General features: G+C 69.3%; 20 protein-coding genes and 1 pseudogene. 12 read left to right on the plus strand and 9 right to left on the minus strand.

Going from position 1 to position 19520, the window contains the following annotated elements:
• Positions 1-55: 55 nt before the first annotated feature.
• Positions 56-1690 carry a hypothetical protein gene (locus ACQCO7_RS19120; protein WP_464072995.1) on the minus strand — a complete coding sequence of 545 codons (1635 nt, stop codon included), beginning with the start codon at positions 1688-1690 and terminating at the stop codon, positions 56-58.
• A 159-nt stretch (positions 1691-1849) separates the two neighbouring features.
• Complete coding sequence (locus ACQCO7_RS19125; RefSeq protein ID WP_464072996.1) at positions 1850-2803, minus strand: aminoglycoside phosphotransferase family protein; 954 nt, start codon at positions 2801-2803, stop codon at positions 1850-1852.
• Between the two features lie 190 nt (positions 2804-2993).
• On the opposite strand from ACQCO7_RS19125, the gene ACQCO7_RS19130 reads away from it, so the two are divergent.
• Together ACQCO7_RS19130 and ACQCO7_RS19135 are read left to right on the plus strand one after the other, a co-directional pair.
• On the plus strand, positions 2994-3242 hold the full coding sequence (locus tag ACQCO7_RS19130; protein ID WP_464072997.1) for a hypothetical protein: 249 nt from the start codon (positions 2994-2996) through the stop codon (positions 3240-3242).
• 291 nt (positions 3243-3533) lie between these two features.
• A pseudogene (locus ACQCO7_RS19135) lies at positions 3534-3707 on the plus strand (phosphohydrolase); the annotation flags it as partial.
• Here ACQCO7_RS19135 and ACQCO7_RS19140 read toward each other — a convergent pair.
• Positions 3695-4162, minus strand: a complete 468-nt coding sequence (locus ACQCO7_RS19140; RefSeq protein WP_464072998.1) for an NUDIX domain-containing protein — start codon at positions 4160-4162, stop codon at positions 3695-3697. The pseudogene ACQCO7_RS19135 and the gene ACQCO7_RS19140 overlap by 13 nt on opposite strands.
• A 440-nt stretch (positions 4163-4602) precedes the next feature.
• Here ACQCO7_RS19140 and ACQCO7_RS19145 point away from each other — a divergent pair, with 440 nt between their 5' ends.
• A complete protein-coding gene (locus ACQCO7_RS19145) occupies positions 4603-6267 on the plus strand; it encodes a lysyl oxidase family protein (RefSeq protein WP_464072999.1) in 1665 nt (554 codons plus the stop codon).
• A 93-nt stretch (positions 6268-6360) separates the two neighbouring features.
• Here ACQCO7_RS19145 and ACQCO7_RS19150 read toward each other — a convergent pair whose 3' ends face one another.
• Complete coding sequence (locus ACQCO7_RS19150; protein ID WP_464073000.1) at positions 6361-7641, minus strand: COG1361 family protein; 1281 nt, start codon at positions 7639-7641, stop codon at positions 6361-6363.
• Between the two features lie 190 nt (positions 7642-7831).
• Here ACQCO7_RS19150 and ACQCO7_RS19155 point away from each other — a divergent pair, with 190 nt between their 5' ends.
• The 6 genes from ACQCO7_RS19155 (at position 7832) to ACQCO7_RS19180 (ending at position 13239) form a co-directional block, all read left to right on the plus strand.
• Positions 7832-9223, plus strand: coding sequence for an LCP family protein (locus tag ACQCO7_RS19155; protein ID WP_464073001.1), 1392 nt, complete (start codon positions 7832-7834; stop codon positions 9221-9223).
• 83 nt (positions 9224-9306) lie between these two features.
• Positions 9307-10746: an NADP-dependent phosphogluconate dehydrogenase gene (gene gndA, locus ACQCO7_RS19160; protein ID WP_464073002.1), complete on the plus strand. Its 1440-nt coding sequence runs from the start codon at positions 9307-9309 to the stop codon at positions 10744-10746.
• 168 nt (positions 10747-10914) lie between these two features.
• A complete protein-coding gene (locus tag ACQCO7_RS19165; protein WP_010351161.1) occupies positions 10915-11301 on the plus strand; it encodes a luciferase domain-containing protein in 387 nt (128 codons plus the stop codon).
• Positions 11302-11408: 107 nt separating this feature from the next.
• Entirely contained in the window at positions 11409-11807 is a 399-nt protein-coding gene (locus ACQCO7_RS19170) for an LPXTG cell wall anchor domain-containing protein (RefSeq protein WP_464073003.1), read from the plus strand.
• Positions 11804-12496 carry a class F sortase gene (locus ACQCO7_RS19175; protein WP_464073004.1) on the plus strand — a complete coding sequence of 231 codons (693 nt, stop codon included), beginning with the start codon at positions 11804-11806 and terminating at the stop codon, positions 12494-12496. The genes ACQCO7_RS19170 and ACQCO7_RS19175 overlap by 4 nt, the downstream gene beginning before the upstream one ends.
• A 221-nt stretch (positions 12497-12717) precedes the next feature.
• The gene (locus ACQCO7_RS19180) at positions 12718-13239 is read left to right on the plus strand and encodes an RNA polymerase sigma factor (RefSeq protein WP_319735753.1); all 522 of its coding nucleotides are present in this window, start codon (positions 12718-12720) and stop codon (positions 13237-13239) included.
• A 21-nt stretch (positions 13240-13260) separates the two neighbouring features.
• Here ACQCO7_RS19180 and ACQCO7_RS19185 read toward each other — a convergent pair whose 3' ends face one another.
• The 4 genes from ACQCO7_RS19185 to ACQCO7_RS19200 form a co-directional block, all read right to left on the minus strand.
• Positions 13261-13722: a hypothetical protein gene (locus ACQCO7_RS19185; RefSeq protein ID WP_464073005.1), complete on the minus strand. Its 462-nt coding sequence runs from the start codon at positions 13720-13722 to the stop codon at positions 13261-13263.
• 32 nt (positions 13723-13754) lie between these two features.
• Positions 13755-14636, minus strand: coding sequence for an RNA polymerase sigma-70 factor (locus tag ACQCO7_RS19190; RefSeq protein WP_464073006.1), 882 nt, complete (start codon positions 14634-14636; stop codon positions 13755-13757).
• Between the two features lie 10 nt (positions 14637-14646).
• Positions 14647-15936 (minus strand): NAD(P)/FAD-dependent oxidoreductase, encoded by a 1290-nt coding sequence (locus ACQCO7_RS19195; protein ID WP_464073007.1) that lies wholly within the window; start codon positions 15934-15936, stop codon positions 14647-14649.
• A 93-nt stretch (positions 15937-16029) separates the two neighbouring features.
• On the minus strand, positions 16030-16929 hold the full coding sequence (locus tag ACQCO7_RS19200; RefSeq protein ID WP_464073008.1) for an NAD(P)-dependent oxidoreductase: 900 nt from the start codon (positions 16927-16929) through the stop codon (positions 16030-16032).
• 35 nt (positions 16930-16964) lie between these two features.
• Here ACQCO7_RS19200 and ACQCO7_RS19205 point away from each other — a divergent pair, with 35 nt between their 5' ends.
• The 3 genes from ACQCO7_RS19205 (at position 16965) to ACQCO7_RS19215 (ending at position 18319) form a co-directional block, all read left to right on the plus strand.
• Positions 16965-17309, plus strand: coding sequence for a winged helix-turn-helix transcriptional regulator (locus ACQCO7_RS19205; protein ID WP_464073009.1), 345 nt, complete (start codon positions 16965-16967; stop codon positions 17307-17309).
• Positions 17310-17461: 152 nt separating this feature from the next.
• Positions 17462-17845, plus strand: coding sequence for a winged helix-turn-helix transcriptional regulator (locus ACQCO7_RS19210; RefSeq protein ID WP_464073010.1), 384 nt, complete (start codon positions 17462-17464; stop codon positions 17843-17845).
• A gap of 222 nt (positions 17846-18067) precedes the next feature.
• Positions 18068-18319: a hypothetical protein gene (locus ACQCO7_RS19215; protein WP_464073011.1), complete on the plus strand. Its 252-nt coding sequence runs from the start codon at positions 18068-18070 to the stop codon at positions 18317-18319.
• A gap of 69 nt (positions 18320-18388) precedes the next feature.
• Here the strand turns inward: ACQCO7_RS19215 and ACQCO7_RS19220 are convergent, their stop codons facing one another.
• Positions 18389-19519, minus strand: coding sequence for an acyltransferase family protein (locus ACQCO7_RS19220; RefSeq protein WP_464073012.1), 1131 nt, complete (start codon positions 19517-19519; stop codon positions 18389-18391).
• Position 19520 lies beyond the last annotated feature (1 nt).

The following is a 19520-nucleotide window of genomic DNA, read 5'->3' on the forward strand; positions in this document are numbered from 1 at the left end:
GGCCCTGGCTGCTGTGTGCGGCTGGGGCCCGTTCGTGTGTCATCCGACGGTGCGTTCAGACGGGTTCCAGCAGATCGACGACGGAGAGCCCGGTCTCGCCGTTCACGAGTTGAAGGGCCACCTCGGCCCTCGCGGCGAGGGCCAGCGGGGTGAGGTCCTCCGCGTACGCGGCGTGCACGATGCGGTCCAGCCCCGCGCCCACCAACGGCGCAGCGGTGCGCAACGATGCCTCCAGGGCCACACCCTGGGTGGCGCCACCGTGCAGGATGATGTTCCGGGTGCGGTACAGGCGTCGTAGCGCGATCCGGAAAACCCCCGCCACGCCGTTCAGGACGGGCCGGGGATCTTGGACGAGGTCGGCCATACGGTGGGCCGCGGGGCCGTCGGAGTATTTGGTGGACGTCCTGGTGAAGTCCAGCGCTCCAGCGCCTTCGGCGCGCAGTGTCTCGGCGACCAGCCTGGCGCGTTCCTGGTTCGTCGTGCAGGCCGCCACGGCTCGGACGAGGGCATCGGCGCTCCGAGGCTTGTGGCGGTACGCGAGGGCGGTGAGTTCCGCGCGTGGCCAGGAGCAAGCGATGACGGCGGCCATCCGGTCAGCTGCCACCGCTTTGCCTGATCGCTCGTTCTCCTTCGGGTCGTCCGGATGCGACAGCAGCGATTCCACGGCGGCCCAGGCACCGGCGACGGCCGGGGCGATAGGACCGCGATTCACCACGGCCGCGAGTTCCAGCACGTCGTCGATCCTGCTGCGCCGGTCCGTGATCCGGTACAGATGTCCCTCATTGACCAGGGTCAGGACATCAGCTCCCCGAGCAGGGGGTTCGAGCGGTACGGGTTGCGGGTGTCCCGCCACCCAGAGGTATGGCAGAGGCTCCACGCCTCCCCGGTCCTTGCGCAGGAACTGGGCGCGTGCGGTCATGCGCTCCACCAGTTGCCGTACCTGTTCGGCAGCGCTGAACGGGTCACGGGCCCGTACCTGGTAGACGAACCCGCCTCCTGGACGAACGCCCGATGCGTCGTGACCGTGCTCGCGCAGCCAGCTCACGACCTTTCCCTTGCTGAGCCAGTTCTCCAGCTGCTCGGCGAGTTCGCGTCGGGGAACCTTCTGCAACACCACCAGCACCTCGAACGGACTGGCCGGGGTCTTGGCCAGACCCGCCGCACTGTCCGCGATATCCGCCGTGGTCGCGCGAGCCTGGTAAAGACCGTTCGCCCATGACCTCAGATGGCCGGCGCTGTATCCCAGATCCAGAAGGTGAGAAGCGACCGCGCGTGAATAGCGCTCCGGCTTGGCGCGCTTCTCCATGGGTACGTTCACGGCCGTCGCCCAGCGCCCCAGGTAACCGACCCGTACGTGCCCGATGATCTCCTTGAGTCGGCGACGGGCTGGGCTCGGGTCCGGCAGCGGTTTCTTCAGCAGCTCCGTGAGTTCCTTGCGCAGCTCTCTGTCACCAAGACCCCGGTCGGGACCGATCAAGGCGTTGAGCTCATTGCGTTGCCAGTCGCAGGCGGTCTGTGACAGCACCCCGTGCGCCTGCCAGTAACCGGCCTCCCACAGCTCTTCCAGTACCAGCACGGAGCCTATGTCCCACAGCCGTCGCGCCCACGGTGTGCCTTCATCTGTAAAGTAATCCCCCATCCGGGCCAGCACGTGTCGGGCATAGGGATCTGAAGCGGAGACCAACGGCATCGCAGCACCCTACCGGTCCGGGAAGCTCGTGTTACATTGACTGAAGACTTAAAGGGGCACTCGCCGTTCTGCGGCCACTGCCCCTTTCTTCTTGCTCCGCTTCATTCTTTCTCTGCGCGATCTGCTTCGCGGGCCTCAGTGCCTCGAACCCTCAGCGCCTCACATCGGATCTTCGGCGAACAGCTCTCGCAGCCAGGCCGCTCCCGCTTCCGCGTTCTCCGGGGGTGCCTGTGGCGCGAACACCCTCCCCCAGGCGGCGGCGCGGCCGACCGCGCCCACCCTGCATGAGAGGGCAACGGCCCGGTGGAGTTCGGGAGTTGTGAGGTTTGTTGCTGCCCAGGGTTCGAGGTAGGCGGCGCGGAGGCGGGGGGCCGCCGCGGGGCCGTAGCGGCGGGTCGCGGCGCGGGTGGGGACCAGGAGGCTGGTGAAGGGGTGGGCGAGGGTGGCGTCGCCCCAGTCGAAGAAGGTGAAGCGGTGGTACGGGGGGTGGGTGAGGACCTGGGAGTCCTGAAGGTCGGAGTGGTCGAGGGAGGTGGGGATGCCGGTGGTCGAGAGTTCCTCGCACCAATCCTTCAACTTGGGGCACTGGGAGAGGAGTTCACGGCGTCCGGCGTGGTCGAGGGCGGTGTTCTCGTCGACCAGCCTCTCGAAGAGCGCCGGGATGTCCTCGGGGCGGGCCGACGGTACGCCCAACTGCTCGATCTCCGGGACATGCGCGGTCAACTCCCGTTGCAGTACGGCGTACTGGCGCACCATCTCCTCCCACGCGGCCAGCCCCACGTCCGCCCCCTCCCGCATCACCACTCCCCCGTCGGGCCACAGCGCCCACCCCCGCTCGGCCCGCACCGCGACCGGCCCCAGCACCCTCCCCGGCACCCACCGCGCGAGCCCTTCCCCCAACCCCGCCTCGAAACGGCTCCCTTCGGGGTTCGCCTTGAACCACAGATCCCCGAAACGCACGAGCACGGACCAGGGGCGCAGCCGTACGTCACCCACGGCGGCGTCGTGCCCCAGTACCCCCCGCACCCACTCCACGACCTCGGCCCGCCACGCCTCGTCGTCCCAGGGAGTTACGCCGATGCCGTAGTCCCCGCGGTCTACCTTTCCAGCCATGTCCATGCGGACATGAGAACACTCCCGGCGTTCGACCGGCTGAACACCTTCACGGAATCCGCGCACCAGGGATTCGATCACGGTGCTACGGTGCCGATCACAACAATAAAAAGTGGCCCCGTCAGGACTCAGAGTGTTAGCGCACTCTGCTGACGACGCCATGACGACAAAGGTTTAGGAGCCTGTCGCCATGCGCCACTCTATCGCGCGTGCCATTTCGGCATCCCTGCGCACTCTGCTCGCCCTTCCCGGTCGGGGCAAGCGCCGCAAGCCGTGTACGGCCCCCGTACCGGCACCCCAATCCGTAGTACCCGTAAGCCCCTGGTCCCGCCCCTGGACCTCCCTCTCCAAAGAAGACGCTGCGGAGATCTTCCGCCTCCAGGCGGAACACCACGCCCAAGCACAGGCCGCGTGGGAACGCCGCCGGGCCGCCGCGTGAACCGGGAGGCACTCCTCGCGGAGGAGCCGCCGAGGCCGTTGGAGGCGGCGTGCTGTCGGTGCGGGCACTGGACCCTCGTACCGATCCCCTGCGCTCAGCGCGGTGAGGTCATCCTCTATTCGTGTCCGGATTGCGTGCTGCTGATCTGAGCGGGTGGGACGCAGGGCGGGGTGGCCCGCCAACTCCGGCCCGGCGTCCTGCCGTTGAGTGAGACGAGGAGTGCCTGATGGAAGGAGAACGGCTCGGGAAGTGGCTGAACATGCCGTCGGACTGGGCCGGGTCGTCGGCGAGGACACGACCGTCCGGTGCGGCATGACGACCACTCCTGACGGTGAGCGGACCACTGCCGAGGAGCGCGTTGCCGAGATCCGGAGCGGCTACGGACGGTTCATCCGCCGGGCGGCGCCGGAGATTCTCGCGGCTGTGGGACGTATCGAGGCAGCGTTGACCGCTCAACCGAGATAGGGGTACGTGCCCGCGAGATAGTCGCCGATCTGCTGGCGCATGCTGGGGTGGATGTCGTACTCGTCGAGGTCGGCGGGCAGCACTAAACGTACGCCGTCGGCCTCGTCGTTGACCGTTGGCTCACCCCCGACCGGGCGGCCGATGTACGTGTTCTCGTACTGCTGGCGGATCTCCCCGTCGGTGTACGCGACGATGTGGCGGGGGTTGCTGTAGACGCCGAGGAAACCGATGATCTCGGCGACGATCCCCGTCTCCTCCAGGCATTCGCGCACCGCGCACTCCGCCGCCGTCTCGCCGATGTCCTGGGCGCCACCGGGAAGCGCCCACTGGCCGGTGTCGCGGCGGCGCTGGAGGAGGATCGCACCCATGTCGTCGGCGACGAGGAGGTTGCTGGCAGGGATGAGGGTGTTCGCCTCGGGTGCGGTGGGGTCGTTGTAGTACTCGGTCCGGCCCATGCTCGGCGGCCCCTTCGGGTGAGCGGCGACTCCGTCAGGAACAGGATGGCATCAGGGGTGAGAATCGGCCGGTGAACACACTTCTCAGGTTCCTCCACGCCCGCTACGAGGAGGACAGCCACGCCTACGCCTACGTCGCCCAGTGCTTCGGGAGTGATGCGCGGCGGCCGGGCCGGTGATCGGGCCGTTCCCCGGTTGAACCTTGACTGTTCGGACAACATCCCTTGGTGATCGTTGAGTTGAGTTTTTGACCTTCTTGGAGGGCGAGGCAACCGGGCCCGGAGAAACCCTGTCTCACAGGGTGCTCACAGATCGGGGCCGATCCCAGGGGCGCGTGGGGACGCGTCGCAGTGGTACGTGGGGTGGGGTCCGGGATGCGGGTTGTTCGGTCCGGGCGTCCATGACCAGGCGCTCGCAGGCTAGGAACAGACGAGGAACCGATGACCAGTCAGCAAGATCGCAAGCAAGTGAAGAAGCGCGCGGCGTTGGCCGCGGGGGCCGCGCTCACCGTGGTGGCCGCCGTCGCGGCGACCGCGCCGGGGGCGGGTGCGGCGACCGCCGCGAAGCCCGGCCAGCCTCAACTCAAGCTCGTCGCCGCGTCGAAGGCCGTCGTGCTCGACAAGTACGAGGGGGACCCGGGGGTCTACCTCGACCTCGGGACGTACCTCACCGTCGACAACGCGCCCCTCGAGTTCAAGGTGACCCGCAAGTCGTACAAGGACCAGATCGTCGCGCAACAGGTGCTGCGGGACGGCAAGAAGGTGACGACGAAGACCCTCCCGGCGGGCCTCGTCAAGGACTTCAAGGGTCTGCCGGACTTCATCGAGGTGTCCGTGAAGGACGCCGCGGGCAAGGAAGTCACCAGCAGCAAGGGGACGTTCTGCCCGAACAACGCGTCGGGACGCCTGCGCCCGGACGCCCCGGCGACCTCGCACTATCCGCAGAGCTGCCCCACCAACCCCTTTACCCTGGGCTCCATCTGGGGCGTGGAGAAGGGCTGGGCGGCCAACACCGCGGCCGTGGACTACGACCGGCCGGTCAACCTCCCGGCGGGCGAGTACACCGCGAAGGCGAGCGTCGCGAAGAAGTACCGCGACCTGTTCGGCATCCCCAACGACACGGCGACCGTGAAGGTGACGGTCCGTGAGATCAAGGACGGCGGCGGCGAGGGCCTGCGCTCCCAGCACACCGGCCACACGGCGACGGGTACGACGGAGGGCGCGAACCACCACTACGGCCCGCGCGGCGCCGACGCCCCGACCCCGCCCGCGCTGTCCCACGCGCTCGAAGCCCGGGGCCAGGCCCACCACTTGGGCGACGGCAAGGGTCACACGGACGGCTCGCGCATCGCCCCGGCGCTGAAGGCGAACGCGGCCAAGCCGACCGGCAAGGCGGGCGCCCCTGCCAACGTCCCCAAGCCCGACCTGCGTTCACTCCCGGCGTGGGACATCTCCATCACGGACGGCGAGGACGGCGACGTACCCGGCAAGGACTACCTCGCGTTCAGCGCGAACGTGTGGAACGCCGGTCCGGCCCCGCTCGTCGTGGACGGCTTCCGCAAGCCGGGTGCCGAACTCATGGACTCCTACCAGTACTTCTACGACGCGAACGGCAAGCAGGTCGGCTACACCCCGGCCGGCACGATGGAGTGGGACCCGCGCATCGGCCACGAGCACTGGCACTTCACGGACTTCGCGAGCTACCGCCTGCTGAGCGAGGACCGCACGAAGGAGGTCCGCAGCGGCAAGGAGGCGTTCTGCCTCGCCAACACGGACGCCGTCGACTACACGGTGAAGAACGCCAACTGGCACCCGTACAACACGGACTTGTCCACGGCCTGTGGACAGCAGAACTCCATCTCCGTGCGCGAGGTGCTGGACGTCGGCTCCGGTGACACGTACACCCAGTACCGTCCGGGCCAGTCCTTCGACGTCACGGGCCTGCCGAACGGCACGTACTACATCGAGGTCAAGGCGAACCCGGCCAACCGCCTCCAGGAGACGAACCTCAAGAACAACGTCTCGCTGCGCAAGGTGACGCTCGGCGGCAAGGAGGGCGCGCGCACGGTCAGCGTCCCGCCGGTGGACCTGATCAACGCGCCGTAGCACAAAGCCGGTTGGGGCACCCTGAACCCCCCAGGGTGCCCCAACTGTCCTGACTGCCTTGAGAACTCAACTGCTCCTAGAACTCAACTGCCTTTAGAAATCAGCCGAGTTGTTCGAGGAATCGGGGTCGAACGAGAACCCCGTGCCGTACGACGGCCGCGCCGACACGCTCCCCTTCGCACCGGGTACGACACTGTCGACCCGCACCGTGAACGGGAAGGCGGCGCTCTCCCCCGGCTTGATCATGATCCCCAACTCGCAGGCGTACCCGGCCCCGTGCGGCGTGCACCGGTCCGGCACGCTCACCGCGCTGGTCCCGGCGGGCAGTGTCACGTCGAGGACGGCCACCGGGTCGCCGGAGCGGATGTTGGCGGCCCAGGCGGGCCCGTTGTCCGTGAGCCGCGCGGTGAGGCCGACGGTCTCCCCGGCCGCCCCGCCCCCGTAGGTCCCGGAGACCGCGAAGTCCGCCGTGTTGTCCGCGCGGAGCTGCCAGCCCGTGCCGTTGTCGGAGGGCTGCAAGTCGGTCTGCCCGGCGGCCGGGTCGACGGAGAAGTCGAACCGCTCGTCGAGGGCGTGCGGTGTGACGGTGACCTTCAGCGGCTGCGGAAGCCCGACCGTCTCGCCCGGCTGGACGACCGTGTCGAACGCGCAGGTGTAGTGGACGAGGAAGCCGTCGATGTCCTCGGACGTGCACTGCGGGTACGCCGTCGCGAGGTCGAGTCCGTACGACGTCCACATCTGGACGGTGAACCCGTTCGCGGCCTGGTCACCGTGGTTGGTGATGCTGAACGGCGCGTCGACGGTCGTCCCGGGCTGAACTCCCGTGAGATCGGCGGGAGTCGGCACACTGAGGTCCGGTCCCGTACCGACGGTGACGTCCGTCGTGAAGGAGTCGGCGGGTGCGACGAGCGTCCCGTCGGGACCGCCGGTCGCCTCGGCGCCGTACGAGATACGACCGGACGCACCGACCGCCGCTCCGGCCAACGCCCTGACCTTCAGCGTCACTTGAGGCACGAACCCGGCGTGGAGGACCGGCACGTCCCCCGCGTCGCACACCGCGCTCGTCCCGCTCGGCACGCAGTTCGACGGCCACAACACCTCGGCCACACCGGCGAGTCCGGACACGTCGACCGTCAACTTCCCGTCACTCACCGTGAAGTTGTTGTTGTCGTGGTACAGCCCCACCGGGATCGTCTGGGTCAGCGCCTCCCCCGAGGCGGGCGCGACCGTCACCGGCCGGTCCGCCGGTGCGTTGACCCACAACTGGTCGGTCTGCTCGTCGGCTTGAGCCGGTGCGACCGCCGACGCGGCGAGCACGAGCGACGCGGCGACGGCGCCGTACGTACCGAATCGTCTGAAACGTGCCGAGTTCATCAAGTCCCCCTGTTGATCGGTGTTGTGCGGCAGTCGATCATCGTAAGAGGCGGATGAGCTGAACGGGACGTGCGGTATCGGACGTACTGGAAAAGAATTGGTCATCCGATGGGCAACGGAACCTGATGGCTGGGTCGTCTGTTGTGTGTGGGGTGTCCGTGCCAGGTGGAGGCGGAGCCTCGATACGAGCATGGGGGAGCGGAGGAACGGCGTGGGAAAGCGCAAGGCGGATGTCCGCCTGACCCGGCGCGGGCGGGTGCTGGCCTGGAGCGCCGGTGTCCTGTGCGTCGGCGTGCTGGGGGTCGCGGGGGCCGGGACCTGGATCTACCAGCAGCTGAACGGCAACATCACCTCCGCGGACGTCGACGACAAGCTCGGCGGCGACCGGCCCGAGAACCTCAGCCCGGGCTCGAAGAACATCATGATCGTCGGTTCCGACAGCCGTGAGGGCGCCAACTCCGGCTACGGCAACAGCAAGGACCTGACGACGATGCAGTCGGACACGCTGCTCGTCCTGCACATCCCGGCCGACCGCAAGTGGGCGTCGGTCCTGTCGTTCCCGCGCGACTCGTGGGTCCGCATTCCCGTCTGCGACAAGGGAGATGGGACCAAGTCGCAGGAGCACCACTTCAAGATCAACGAGGCGTTCGCGCTGGGCGGCACGAGCGGTGAGGTCGCGGGCGCGGCGGCCTGCTCGATAAAGACCGTCGAGGAGAACACCGGGCTGCGCATCGACCACTTCATGTCCATCGACTTCTCCGGCTTCAAGGGGATGGTCGACGCGCTGGACGGCATCGAGGTGTGCCCGAAGACCGCGATCGACTCCCCCAAGGCCAAGTTGAAACTTCCGGCGGGCTGCCAGACCATCGACGGCGAGACGTCCCTCGGCTACGTCCGCGCGCGCTACGGCGTCGGCGACAACTCCGACATCGGACGCATCGGCCGCCAGCAGGAGTTCATGGACGCGCTCGCGAAGAAGGCCAAGTCCAAGCTGACGAGCCCGGATTCGATGTACGGCTTCCTCAACTCGGCGACGAAATCGCTGACTACGGACCCGGACATGGCCGGCATCAAGCAGTTGTACTCGCTCGCGTCCGAGCTGAAGGGCATCCCCAGCGACCGGCTCGCCTTCCTCACGGTCCCCAACTACCCGCGCGAGGCGGACGTTCCGACCGACAAGGCCAACGTCGTCTGGCAATACCCGCAGGCCGCCGACCTGTTCACCTCGCTGGCCAAGGACCAGGAGACGACGAAGGACGCGCTGACCGCGAAGACGAAGAACCTCGTGTACGCGTCGTCGGTGAAGGTCCGCGTCCTCAACGGCACCGGGGTGCCCGGGCGGGCCGCCGCCGTCGCGCAGAAACTCAAGGAAAACGGTTTCACGATCGTTTCCACCGGCAACGCGCCCTCGAACGTCAGCAAGTCGGCCGTCCAGTACGCCCAGGGCGCGGACGACACCGGCGCGCGCGCCCTCGCCACGCGGCTCGGCGGGAAGGTGACGGCGGCGGCGTCCGGGGAGGCGTCCGCGGGGGTGGTGAACCTCGTCGTCGGGCCCGACCTCAGGGCCGACGACATGTACTGACCCGGCGGCATCGAGAAAGAGCCGCGCCACGTGCGTACTTGACGGTGACGGACTCACCTCCACGCAGGGGACAGGTACCACACATGAGCGCATCCGCATCGATCGGCGTCACCGGCCTGGGAGTCATGGGCCGCAACCTGGCGCGCAACTTCGCGCGGCACGGGTACACGGTCGCCGTCCACAACCGTAGTGCGGGACGTACCCGTGCGCTCATCGAGGAGTTCGGCCACGAGGGGGACTTCGTCCCCGCCGAGAGCGCCGAGGATTTCGTCGCGGCGCTTGAACGCCCTCGGCGTCTGATGCTGATGGTGCAGGCGGGGGAGGCGACGGATGCGGTGATCTCGGAGTTCGCGCCGCTGCTCGAGCCGGGCGACATGATCATCGACGGGGGCAACGCGCACTTCGCGGACACGCGCCGTCGGGAGGCCGCCCTCAAGGAACAGGGCATCCATTTCGTGGGAGTCGGCGTCTCCGGGGGTGAGGAGGGCGCGTTGCACGGGCCGTCGATCATGCCGGGCGGGTCGCCGGAGTCGTACGCCGTGCTGGGCCCGATGTTCGAGGCAATCAGCGCGAAGGTCGACGGGGAGCCCTGTGCCACGCACATCGGGGCCGACGGGGCCGGGCACTTCGTGAAGATGGTGCACAACGGCATCGAGTACGCCGACATGCAGCTCATCGCGGAGGCGTACGACCTGCTGCGGCAGGTCGGCGGCTACGAGCCGGCCGAGATCGCGGACATCTTCCGCGAGTGGAACCAGGGGCGTCTGGGCTCGTACCTGATCGAGATCACGGCCGAAGTGCTGGGCCACACCGACGCGTTGACCGGCGGACCGTTCGTCGACGTGGTCGTCGACCGGGCGGGGCAGAAGGGCACGGGGCGCTGGACCGTGCAGACCGCGCTCGACCTCGCCTCCCCGGTGACGGCGATCGCCCAGGCCACCTTCGCGCGGGCCGCGTCGGGACAGACCGCGCTGCGCACGGCGTACCGGGGACTGCCGGGCGGCACCACCCCGCCACTGTCACGCACCGAGGCCGCACGGTTCGCCTCACAGGTGGAGAACGCCCTGTACGCCTCCAAAGTGATCGCGTACGACCAGGGATGGACGATGATCCAGGACGCGGCGAAGGAGTACGGCTGGGACATCGACCTCGCCGCCGTCGCCCGCATCTGGCGGGGCGGCTGCATCATCCGCGCCTCCTTCCTCGACCGCATCCGCGCCGCCTACGCCCAAGACTCGGCACTGGTCTCGCTGCTGACGGAGAAGGAGTTCACGCAGGAGATCACGGACGCGCAGGTCCCGTGGCGCGAGATCGTCGCGACGGCGGCTCGCCGGGGCATCCCCGTACCGGCCTTCTCCGCAGCTCTCTCGTACTACGACACCATGCGCGCCGAACGCCTGCCCGCCGCGCTGCTCCAGGGCCAGCGCGACTACTTCGGCGCGCACACCTACGGCCGGGTGGACAAGCCGGGTGCGTTCCACACGCACTGGGCGGACGCCGAGCGGCCCGAGACCGACGCGTAGTACCCGGGTAATACCTGAGGACTACGCCTCGTAACTGGTGTGTGACGAGGGACTGTTGGGCCACGGAACGCGAGCGGACCGTGGCCCTCCGTTCTTTTTCACCTCACGGGGAGGTTACGGAACACTCAACCTCTGGTAGCGGGGCGGTTATCCGGCGACGATGGGAGCATGACACCGGCCGAGCGCGCCCATGAACGCCTGGCGAGCTGGCCCGACCTCACGACGGTGACTGCCGCGTGCGGTACGGGTCCCGCCCTGCGTTCCGCGCACAGCGAGATCGTTCACTTCCACTCCGCGCACGAGGTGGACCTCCACCTGACCGGCCAGGCCATTCACCGGATCTCCCGTGATCTGCGCGCCTCCACGGCCATCCGCCTGCTCCCCGGCTCCCGTTGGGTCACGGTCCACCTGGACTGCGACTCGGACGTCGACCTCCTGATCAGTCTCGTCAGCATGGCTCTCCAGGCCCACCAGGCGGCCATACCCGAGGAGGAGGGACCCCGCTGCAATCTGCACCGGGTGATGCTCGTGCCGAGGGACGAGCCGTTCGTCTGACGAGGCCGACGTGACTTTGCCTTCTCTTTACAACTGACCATCCCCCTGTCTCGTCTCTCCGCTCGATTCCACCCCGCCCGGGTGGACCGAAGAAGGAGAGCGAACGGATGCGTCGTACTCGTGGTGTGCTGGGGACCCTGGTCCTCTCGGGTGTAGTCGTACTGACCGGCACGGGGGTGGCGGCTGCCGCGACTCCGTCGCCGGTGCCGACCGTCGCCGAGGCGCCGAGCTCCGAGCCGAGTACCGGGGACTCGACGAAGGCGCCGGGTGAGCCGAGCGCGATGCCGAGCGCGGTGCCGAGCGTCCTGGAGCCGACCACGGCGCCGGCCAGGGACTCGGGTCAGGTGTCGGTCGTGCCGAGGGGGGCCGCCGACACGGGTGTCGGTGAGCCGTCGGGGTCCGGGTCGTCGTCGTCCACGGCCCTCGTCGGGGCCGGCGCCGGGGCCGTCCTGCTCGCCGGTGGCGCCTTCGTCGTCGTACGGCGCCGGCGGGCGACCGGGGAGTGACCGTGCTGTCCAGGCGGGGGTTCGCCGTGGTGGGGCTGGGGGCACTGCTCGTGGGGTGCGGGTCGAGCGGGGAGGGGGTGAGGGTGTCGGACGGTTCCCCGGGGAAGGTTCGGGCCGCGGGGGACGGTCGTCCGGGCGGCGCCTCGGGAGGCGGCGGGGCCGGGGGCACTTCGGGGGCGGGGGGCGCTGGTACTACGGGTACTACGCCGTCCGGTTCCTCTCGTGCCGGCGGTCGCGCCGGGCTCGTACCCGTAGCTCTCAAGGTGCCCTCGATCGGGGTCGACACCTCGCTGCTCTCCCTCGGTCTCGCCTCGGACGGCACGGTCGCGGTACCGCCGGTCGTCGCGCACGACCAGGCGGGGTGGTACCGCCACTCGCCCTCGCCGGGGCAGACCGGGCCGTCCGTGATCCTCGGGCACGTCACCGTCGGGGAGTACGGGGACGGGGTCTTCCGGCACCTGTCCGAGCTGAGGCGCGGGGACGAGGTCGTCACGCGGCTCGCCGACGGGCGGGAGCCGGTGTTCCGGGTCACGGCGGTACGGACGGTCGCGAAGTCGGCGTTCCCCACCCAGGAGGTGTACGGCGATACCGCGCGGCCCGAGCTGCGGCTGATCACGTGCGGGGGGAGCCGTACCGGCGCGGGATACGCCGACAACGTGATCGTGTTCGCGGAGCTGAAGCGGGGATGAGGGGCGGGGTGGGAGGAGAGCGGGCGCCGGTGGACGCGTCGTACCCGGGCGACCGGTCGTACGGGTATCACCCGCCGCACCGCGAGGACCGGTACTACGGGTATGACGCGTCACACGGCGGCCAGGGGTCGTACGGGTATGCGGCAACCCCTACCCGTAGTACCACCGTCCTCCCACCCGGCTCCCTCCCCGGACCTACCCCTCACATCCCCTGGAGAGCGTTGAAACGCCCCCGATCCCTCACCCGGTCTCGCGCACGCTCCCGTGACGAGGCCGCGTCGGAGCTGTTCGCGGCGCTGTACCCGCGTCTCGCGGGCTGGTGCCGGCGGCTCGTGGACGACGACGAGACCGCGCACGAGGTCGCGTCGGAGGCGTTCACGCGCCTGTGGTCGCGGTGGACGAAGGTCGAGGAGCCGCAGGGTTTCCTGTACGTCACCGCCGCGAACCTGGTCCGGGACCACTGGCGGAAGACCGAACGGGAGCGCCGGGCGATGCGGCGGGCGCGGACCGAGGAGGCGCTGCGGCCCGCGCAGGAGCAGGGCGACCCGTCGGTCATGCTGCTCGTGCAGTCGCTGCCCGAGCGGCTGCGCGTCCCGATCCTGCTCCACTACTACGCTGACATGCCGATCCGGCAGGTGTCCGCCCTGACCGGACGCAAGGAGGGAACCGTCAAGGCCGACCTCCACGCGGCCCGCGAGCTGCTCCGCGCCCACCTGAGGAGAAGCCTTGACCACACGCTTTGACGCCGACGACGGCAACGGGCGTCAAGATGACCCGCTCGTCGAGCTGTTGCGACCACCGGCGTCCCATCTCCCGCCTCCGTCAGGCCACTTCACGGCGCTGCGCCGCAAGTCCCGGCGGCGCAAGGCGCGTACGGTGCTGGCGGCGACGGCGACCTGTGCGGCGGCGCTGCTGATCGCGCTGCCGATCGCGTCGTCGTCCTCGTCGCCTCCGGCGCGGAAGGCTCCGCCGATGGCTCCGGCGCCGACGGCCGATCCGTCGCTCACGGAGCGTACGCCGCCCACGCCCAGTCCGTCGGCGGCGGACACGGAGCCGCTGGTGAGGGACTCGACGCGTCGGCCGTCGACGGCGAGTTCCCCGGGCTCGGAGCCTCCGGTGCGGGACGTGGCGCCGTCGCCGTCGATGGATCCGACGACGTCCGTGGACAGTTCCTCGGCCCCCGAGAGGTCCTTGGAGGAGTCGCCGGCCCCCTCCGCCGTTCCCACGACGGCCCCGGTCGGGCGGCGGCCCTGACGCCTTAGGGGAGGCCGATCGGGGCTCCCGTGGTGAAGCCGGTCAGCTTCTCCGGGTTGCGGACGTAATACATGCCGTCGATCAGGGAGTTGGCGATCCTGAACGCGATCACGCCGTCCAACTCGCCGTCCAGGTGCAGCGCGAGCGCCGGGGCGCCGTTGACGAGGGTGGGGTGGGAGGTGAGGACGCCGTTCTTCGCCCGGGTGCCGGAGATGAAGCGGATGATCTTCTCCGGGCCCACCACCGGTACGCGCGCGGCCTGTTTGATGCCGCCGCCGTCCGTGAGCAGGACGACGTCCGGGGCGAGGACGTCCAACAGGCCTTGCGGGTCACCCGAGTCGAGCGCCGCGCGGAACGCGTCCACCGCCGCGCGCGCCTCCCCCGGCGAGACCGTCTGCCGGGGGCGGCGGGCGTCCACGTGCTGCCGGGCGCGGTGCGCGATCTGCCGTACGGCGGCGGGGGACTTGTCGACGGCCGCCGCGATCTCGTCGTACGGCACGTCGAAGACCTCGCGCAGGACGAACACCGCGCGTTCCGTCGGCGACAGGGTCTCCAGGACCAGCATCAGCGCCATCGACATGCTCTCCGCGAGTTCGGCGTCCTGCGCGACGTCCGGGGCGGTGAGCAGGGGCTCCGGGAGCCAGGGGCCGACGTACGACTCCCTTCTTCTCGACAGGGTGCGCAGGCGGTTGAGGGCTTGGCGGGTGGTGATCCGGACGAGGTACGCGCGTTGGTCGCGCACCTCGTCCAGGTCGACCTTCACCCATCTCAACCAGGTTTCCTGGAGGACGTCTTCGGCGTCGGCGGCGGAGCCGAGCATCTCGTAGGCGACCGTGAAGAGGAGGTTGCGGTGGGCGACGAAGGCGTCGGTGGCCGGGTCGGTCATCGTGTCTCTTTCAACGGGCGGTTGCTGCGGGGGTGTTCTCGGCGGGAGTGTTCTCGGTGGGGATGTTCTCGGTGGGGATGTTCTCGGCGGGGATGTTCTCGGCGGGGATGTTCTCGGCGGGGCGGGCGGAGGCGTCGGGGGTGGGGCTCGTGGGGGCGGACGCTGCGGAGTCGGACGCTGCGGGGGCGGGCGCTGCGGGGGTCTTGAACTTCTTTGCCTCCATCGTGAGTTGCCATACCGTGCCACGGCACACGAACTCCTTGACGCGGCCTCCCGTGCGGCCCGCGACGTGCAGCTTCTTCGCCGTGTCGTCGCGCTGCGAGAACTGGAAGATGCCGGTCCTGCGGCCCAGGCTGATGCACTGGCCCGCGAACGCCACCTTCACCGGGGCGGGTTGGGCTCCCCCGATCCTGCTCAGCACCGTCTCCGCCGCCTGCGGGCCGAGTTGGACCGCCGACTGGCAGCCCATGCGGTACGGCTGTCCCGCCGGCGCCGCCGAGTCGCCGGCCGCGACGATCCTGTCGTCGTCCACACTCGTCAGGGTGTCGTCCGTGAGGAGCCTGCCGAGGGCGTCGGTGGAGAGGCCGCTGCGCGCCGCGAGGTCCGGGACGCCGAAACCCGTTGTCCAGATGGTGAGTTCGCCCGGGATCTCCGTACCGTCTTCGAGCCGTACGGCGTGCTCGGTGACCTCCATCGCACTCGCGCCTTCGAGGACGGTCACGCCCAGGTCCGTCAGCCGTGCCGTCACCGCACGGCGGGCCTTCGGGTGCAGGTAGGGGTTCAGGACTCCGCCGCAGACCAGCGTCGACTTCCGTCCCTGTTCCGCGAGTTCGGCCGCCATCTCGATGCCGGAGGCACCGCCGCCGACCACGGTGACCGGGGCGCCGGGGTGGGCGGTGAGGAGCGCCTTCAGCTTGGCGGCGTCCTCCAGGGTGGCGATCGGGTGAGCGAACTCCCTTACACCGGGGGTGTGTTGGCCGGCGCCCGCGCTGCCCACGGCGTACACGAGGTAGTCGTACGAGAGGGTGCCGTTGTCGCTGGTCGCCAACTGCCTTTCGGCGGCGTCGATTCGGGTGACCGAGTCCACCAGCAGCCGCACCCTGGCGTTCAGCACCTTGCCGTACTCCACGACCGCGTCGTGCGTGCCCGCCGCCAACTGGTGCAGCCTGATCCGCTGTACGAACTCCGGCCGCGGGTTGATCAGCGTCACGGCGACGTCGCCACGCTTCATCAGCCTGTTCGCCGCCATGACCCCGGCGTACCCGCCGCCCACCACGACCACCTCGATGTTCCCGTTCACTGTCTCTCCTCCGCTCCAAGGGGTTCGGCCTCAAGACACCGGGTGCGCGGAGGTTGTGACAGCCGTGACGCAGCTCACAGCTTCGGGTCGGCCCTAGGAACGTACGTCCCTGCCCAGCACCTCGGCCGCTCGCATGAAGCCGTCCGTGCCGTGGCCGAGGGTGATGACCCTGTCGGTCAGGGACAGTGCCGCGCGCATCAAGGACGCGTCCATGCCGTGGAGTTCGGAGGTCTGGATGATGTGGGACATCGTGGAGGCCGCGGAGGTGGCCGGGTTGTCGGCGCCGGACCCGGTGAAGTCGCCCATGTCCGTTTCGGTGGCCGTCTGGGCGAAGACGGCCGGGAGGATGTGGGAGATGCCCGCCGCGAACGGGGCCAGGTCGCTCGCCTTGACGCCTTCCGCCCGGGCCAGGGCCAGGCCGTGGGCGTAACCCGCCATCGTGGTCCAGAAGATGTCGAGGAGGGCGATGTCGTACGCCGCGGCGCGGCCTATCTCGTCGCCGAGGTGGGTGTGGGTGCCGTTCAACGCGTCGAGTACGGGCCGGTGTTGGGCGTACAGGTCGGTGGGGCCGGAGTAGAGGAACACCCCGGCCGGGGTGCCGATGACCGTGTTCTGGGTCATGATCGCGCCGTCCAGGTAGGAAATGCCGTGTACGGAGGCCCAGTTGGCGGACTCGCGGGCCCGCTCGGGGGTGTCGGCGCTCAGGTTCACCACCGTACGTCCTCGGAGCGCGGCGGCGACCGGCTCGCGCCGGAGGAACGTGTCCGCGGCGTCGTAGTTCACCACGCAGACGACGGTCAGCGCGCTCGCGGCGACCGCCTCCTCCACGGTCGCCGCGCCGACGGCTCCGCGTACGGCCAACTCCCGTTCCCTGCCCGGGGTTCGGTTCCACACGGTCGTGCGGATACCGGCGTCGAGGAACGCGCCGGCGAGGGCGCGGCCCATCGGCCCCAGGCCGAGTACGGTGACAGACTGATCCTTGATGTCGGGCATGAGTTCGATTCCTTGGTGAGAAGAACGGGGTGGACATGACGCGCAGCCGCGCCCAGGACACGAACGTCTGCGGAGTGACCGCCGCGATCTCCGTGATCGACGGCAAGTGGAAGACGAACCTGCTCTGGCTGCTGGAGTCGGGACCGCACCGCCCCGGTGAGCTCCGTCGGCGGTCACCCGGCCTCAGCGAGAAGGTGCTGACGCAGGCGCTGCGCGAGATGGAGGCGGACGGGCTGGTGCACCGGGAAGTACACGACGTACTGCCGCTGAAGACCGAGTACTCCCTGACTCCCTTCGGCTACGACCTCTCCAAAGCCCTTTCCCCGCTTGCCGATTGGGGTCACCGGCGGCTGGAGAGGATGTCCGGGCGGCCGTCCTGACCGCCTCCGATCAGCCTCACCCGGCCCGCCACCCGCCGCCAAGTACCCACTTTTTTGTGGGTGCCTGTTTCTGTGGGTGCCTGTTTTGTGGGTGCCTGGTTCTCGGCGACCATGGCCGGACGGCCCACCACCCGGAAGAAGCAGAGGACTCGATGGGAACCAGGCACGAGCTCAAGGACCTCCCCGAGCACGCCGACCTCCGTCGCGCGGACTCCCTCGCGCGGGAGATCTTCTCGGACGTGGCCAACAAGTGGGCGCTGCTGATCATCGAGGCCCTCGGTGAACGGACCTTGCGCTTCAACGAGTTGAGGGACGAGGTCGAGGGGATCAGCCACAAGGTCCTGACCCAGAACGTACGGATGCTGGAGCGGAACGGACTGGTGGCGCGCACGGTCCACCCGACGATCCCGCCGCGCGTCGAGTACACGCTCACCGAGCCGGGGCGGGCGCTGCGGGCGACGGTGGATCTGCTGTGCGGGTGGACGCAGACGTATCTGGGGGACATCGAGGAGGCGCGGGAGCGGTTCGATGGGTGAAGTCCCCTACGGGGGCTTGCCTTTGACCCCCACGTCAGGGTTTACCGTCTCCGCGCCCGCCGTCTAAGGAGACCCCCTTGATGCCCTCGATCACCCGCGAAGTCCGCCTAGCCACCACTCCCCGGGGACTTCCCGTCCCCGGCGACCTCACCATCGTCGACACTCCCCTCCCCGCCCCCACACCGCACCCCCTCCGGCCAACGCGACTACACACCCACCGACTTGGCCGTCCTTCGCATCGTCCGCGAACTCCTCGCGCTCGGCCTGACCGTGGAGGACCTGCACACCATCGCCGACCGCCTGCCGCTCCTCGCCACGACCCCGCAGCGCGCCTGCGATCCGACGGCAACGGAACCCGACGTCGTCGGCGCAACCGTCGTGGACCGCCGCATCACCGCGCTCGACGCGGACATCGCCCGGCTCACCCGGCTCCGGGACGGACTGAGGGAGGCTGCGAGGCGGACCCGTACCTGAGCCGGCCCCGGTCGGCCAGTTCGCACAACTCCGCTTCTGTGCACAGGTGTTCGTACGCACCCAGGGCGATCACCGTGACCGCATACGCCGCACCAGCGCGCGCCCCCACTCCTGCCCCGGCACCTCGACGTACCGGTACGTCAGCACGCACACCGGCAACAGCACCGCACAGAAGGCCACTTCGAGCAGCCAACTGTCCTCGCGCCGCCGCCCGGCCGTCCCGTCGATCACCGCGAGCAGCAGCGGGTGCACGAGGTAGACCGAGTAACTCACCGTCCCCAGCCCGGCCAGCACCCGAGGCGTACGGCGTCGGCGCGACGCCAGTCCGACACCGAAGGTGAGTACGGCGAGCAGGAACGCGGTGATCCACCCGCGCGACGCGGAGCCGTACGCGCACGAACTCCACACCGCACAGCCGACGACCACCAAGGCGACGCGCCAACTGCCGTACCCGGCACGGTATATGGCCGTGCCGAGGAACATCACGGCGAGAATCACGAGCCCTTCCCACGTCGGAACGGTGCCGTTGAGGGCGATCAGTACGAGGCCCAAGGCTCCGCCCAGAACCCGCGCCCAGGCGTTCGCGCAGCAGATCGCGACGGCCATGGCGACCGAGGCGCACACGATCAGCGGCCCCCTGCCGACCACGCCGGACAGCGCGGAGGCCGGCACCGTGGCCCCCGCCACCACACTCGCCACGGCGAAGAGGACGGCGATCGTTCCCGAGTGCCGGTGGAGGCGGAGCGTGAAGAGGGCGACGACCAACAGGTAGAAGGACATCTCGTAGGAGAGGGTCCACAGGACGAGCAGGAGGTTGGGGGTGCCGAGGAGTTCCTGGAGCATCGTGATGTGCGCGAGGGCGGTCAAGTAGACGTTCTGGCCGCCGAGTTCGCGTATCCCCGCGACGCCCGCGAGGTGCAGCGCGAGGAGGGCGGCGACGACCACCACCCACAGCGGGTACACGCGGAAGATCCGTCCGATCCAGAACTCCCGTACGCGGCCCCGGCGTTCGAGTGACGCGGGGATGAGGTAACCGCTCACCAGGAAGAACACCATGATGCCGTAGCGGCTGGTGTTGAACTCGGGCATCAACTCCCGCCGTATTTCAGGCAGGAACGTGTACGACGAGTGGTCGAAGACCACGACGAGTGCGGCGATGCCGCGCAGTGCGTCCAGGCAGGCCGACCGTGAGGGTTTCATG

This window comes from Streptomyces saintjeani, assembly GCF_055409605.1.

Excerpts from the sequence above, each read along its gene's own strand:
- ACQCO7_RS19130 (WP_464072997.1), top strand. The coding sequence starts at position 2,994 with ATGCGCCACTCTATCGCGCGTGCCATTTCGGCATCCCTGCGCACTCTG.
- ACQCO7_RS19210 (WP_464073010.1), top strand. The coding sequence starts at position 17,462 with ATGGGAACCAGGCACGAGCTCAAGGACCTCCCCGAGCACGCCGACCTC.
- gndA (WP_464073002.1), top strand. The coding sequence starts at position 9,307 with ATGAGCGCATCCGCATCGATCGGCGTCACCGGCCTGGGAGTCATGGGC.
- ACQCO7_RS19220 (WP_464073012.1), bottom strand. The coding sequence starts at position 19,519 with ATGAAACCCTCACGGTCGGCCTGCCTGGACGCACTGCGCGGCATCGCC.
- ACQCO7_RS19170 (WP_464073003.1), top strand. The coding sequence starts at position 11,409 with ATGCGTCGTACTCGTGGTGTGCTGGGGACCCTGGTCCTCTCGGGTGTA.
- ACQCO7_RS19190 (WP_464073006.1), bottom strand. The coding sequence starts at position 14,636 with ATGACCGACCCGGCCACCGACGCCTTCGTCGCCCACCGCAACCTCCTC.
- ACQCO7_RS19200 (WP_464073008.1), bottom strand. The coding sequence starts at position 16,929 with ATGCCCGACATCAAGGATCAGTCTGTCACCGTACTCGGCCTGGGGCCG.
- ACQCO7_RS19205 (WP_464073009.1), top strand. The coding sequence starts at position 16,965 with ATGACGCGCAGCCGCGCCCAGGACACGAACGTCTGCGGAGTGACCGCC.
- ACQCO7_RS19140 (WP_464072998.1), bottom strand. The coding sequence starts at position 4,162 with ATGGGCCGGACCGAGTACTACAACGACCCCACCGCACCCGAGGCGAAC.
- ACQCO7_RS19120 (WP_464072995.1), bottom strand. The coding sequence starts at position 1,690 with ATGCCGTTGGTCTCCGCTTCAGATCCCTATGCCCGACACGTGCTGGCC.
- ACQCO7_RS19145 (WP_464072999.1), top strand. The coding sequence starts at position 4,603 with ATGACCAGTCAGCAAGATCGCAAGCAAGTGAAGAAGCGCGCGGCGTTG.
- ACQCO7_RS19150 (WP_464073000.1), bottom strand. The coding sequence starts at position 7,641 with ATGAACTCGGCACGTTTCAGACGATTCGGTACGTACGGCGCCGTCGCC.
- ACQCO7_RS19125 (WP_464072996.1), bottom strand. The coding sequence starts at position 2,803 with ATGGCTGGAAAGGTAGACCGCGGGGACTACGGCATCGGCGTAACTCCC.
- ACQCO7_RS19165 (WP_010351161.1), top strand. The coding sequence starts at position 10,915 with ATGACACCGGCCGAGCGCGCCCATGAACGCCTGGCGAGCTGGCCCGAC.
- ACQCO7_RS19155 (WP_464073001.1), top strand. The coding sequence starts at position 7,832 with ATGGGGGAGCGGAGGAACGGCGTGGGAAAGCGCAAGGCGGATGTCCGC.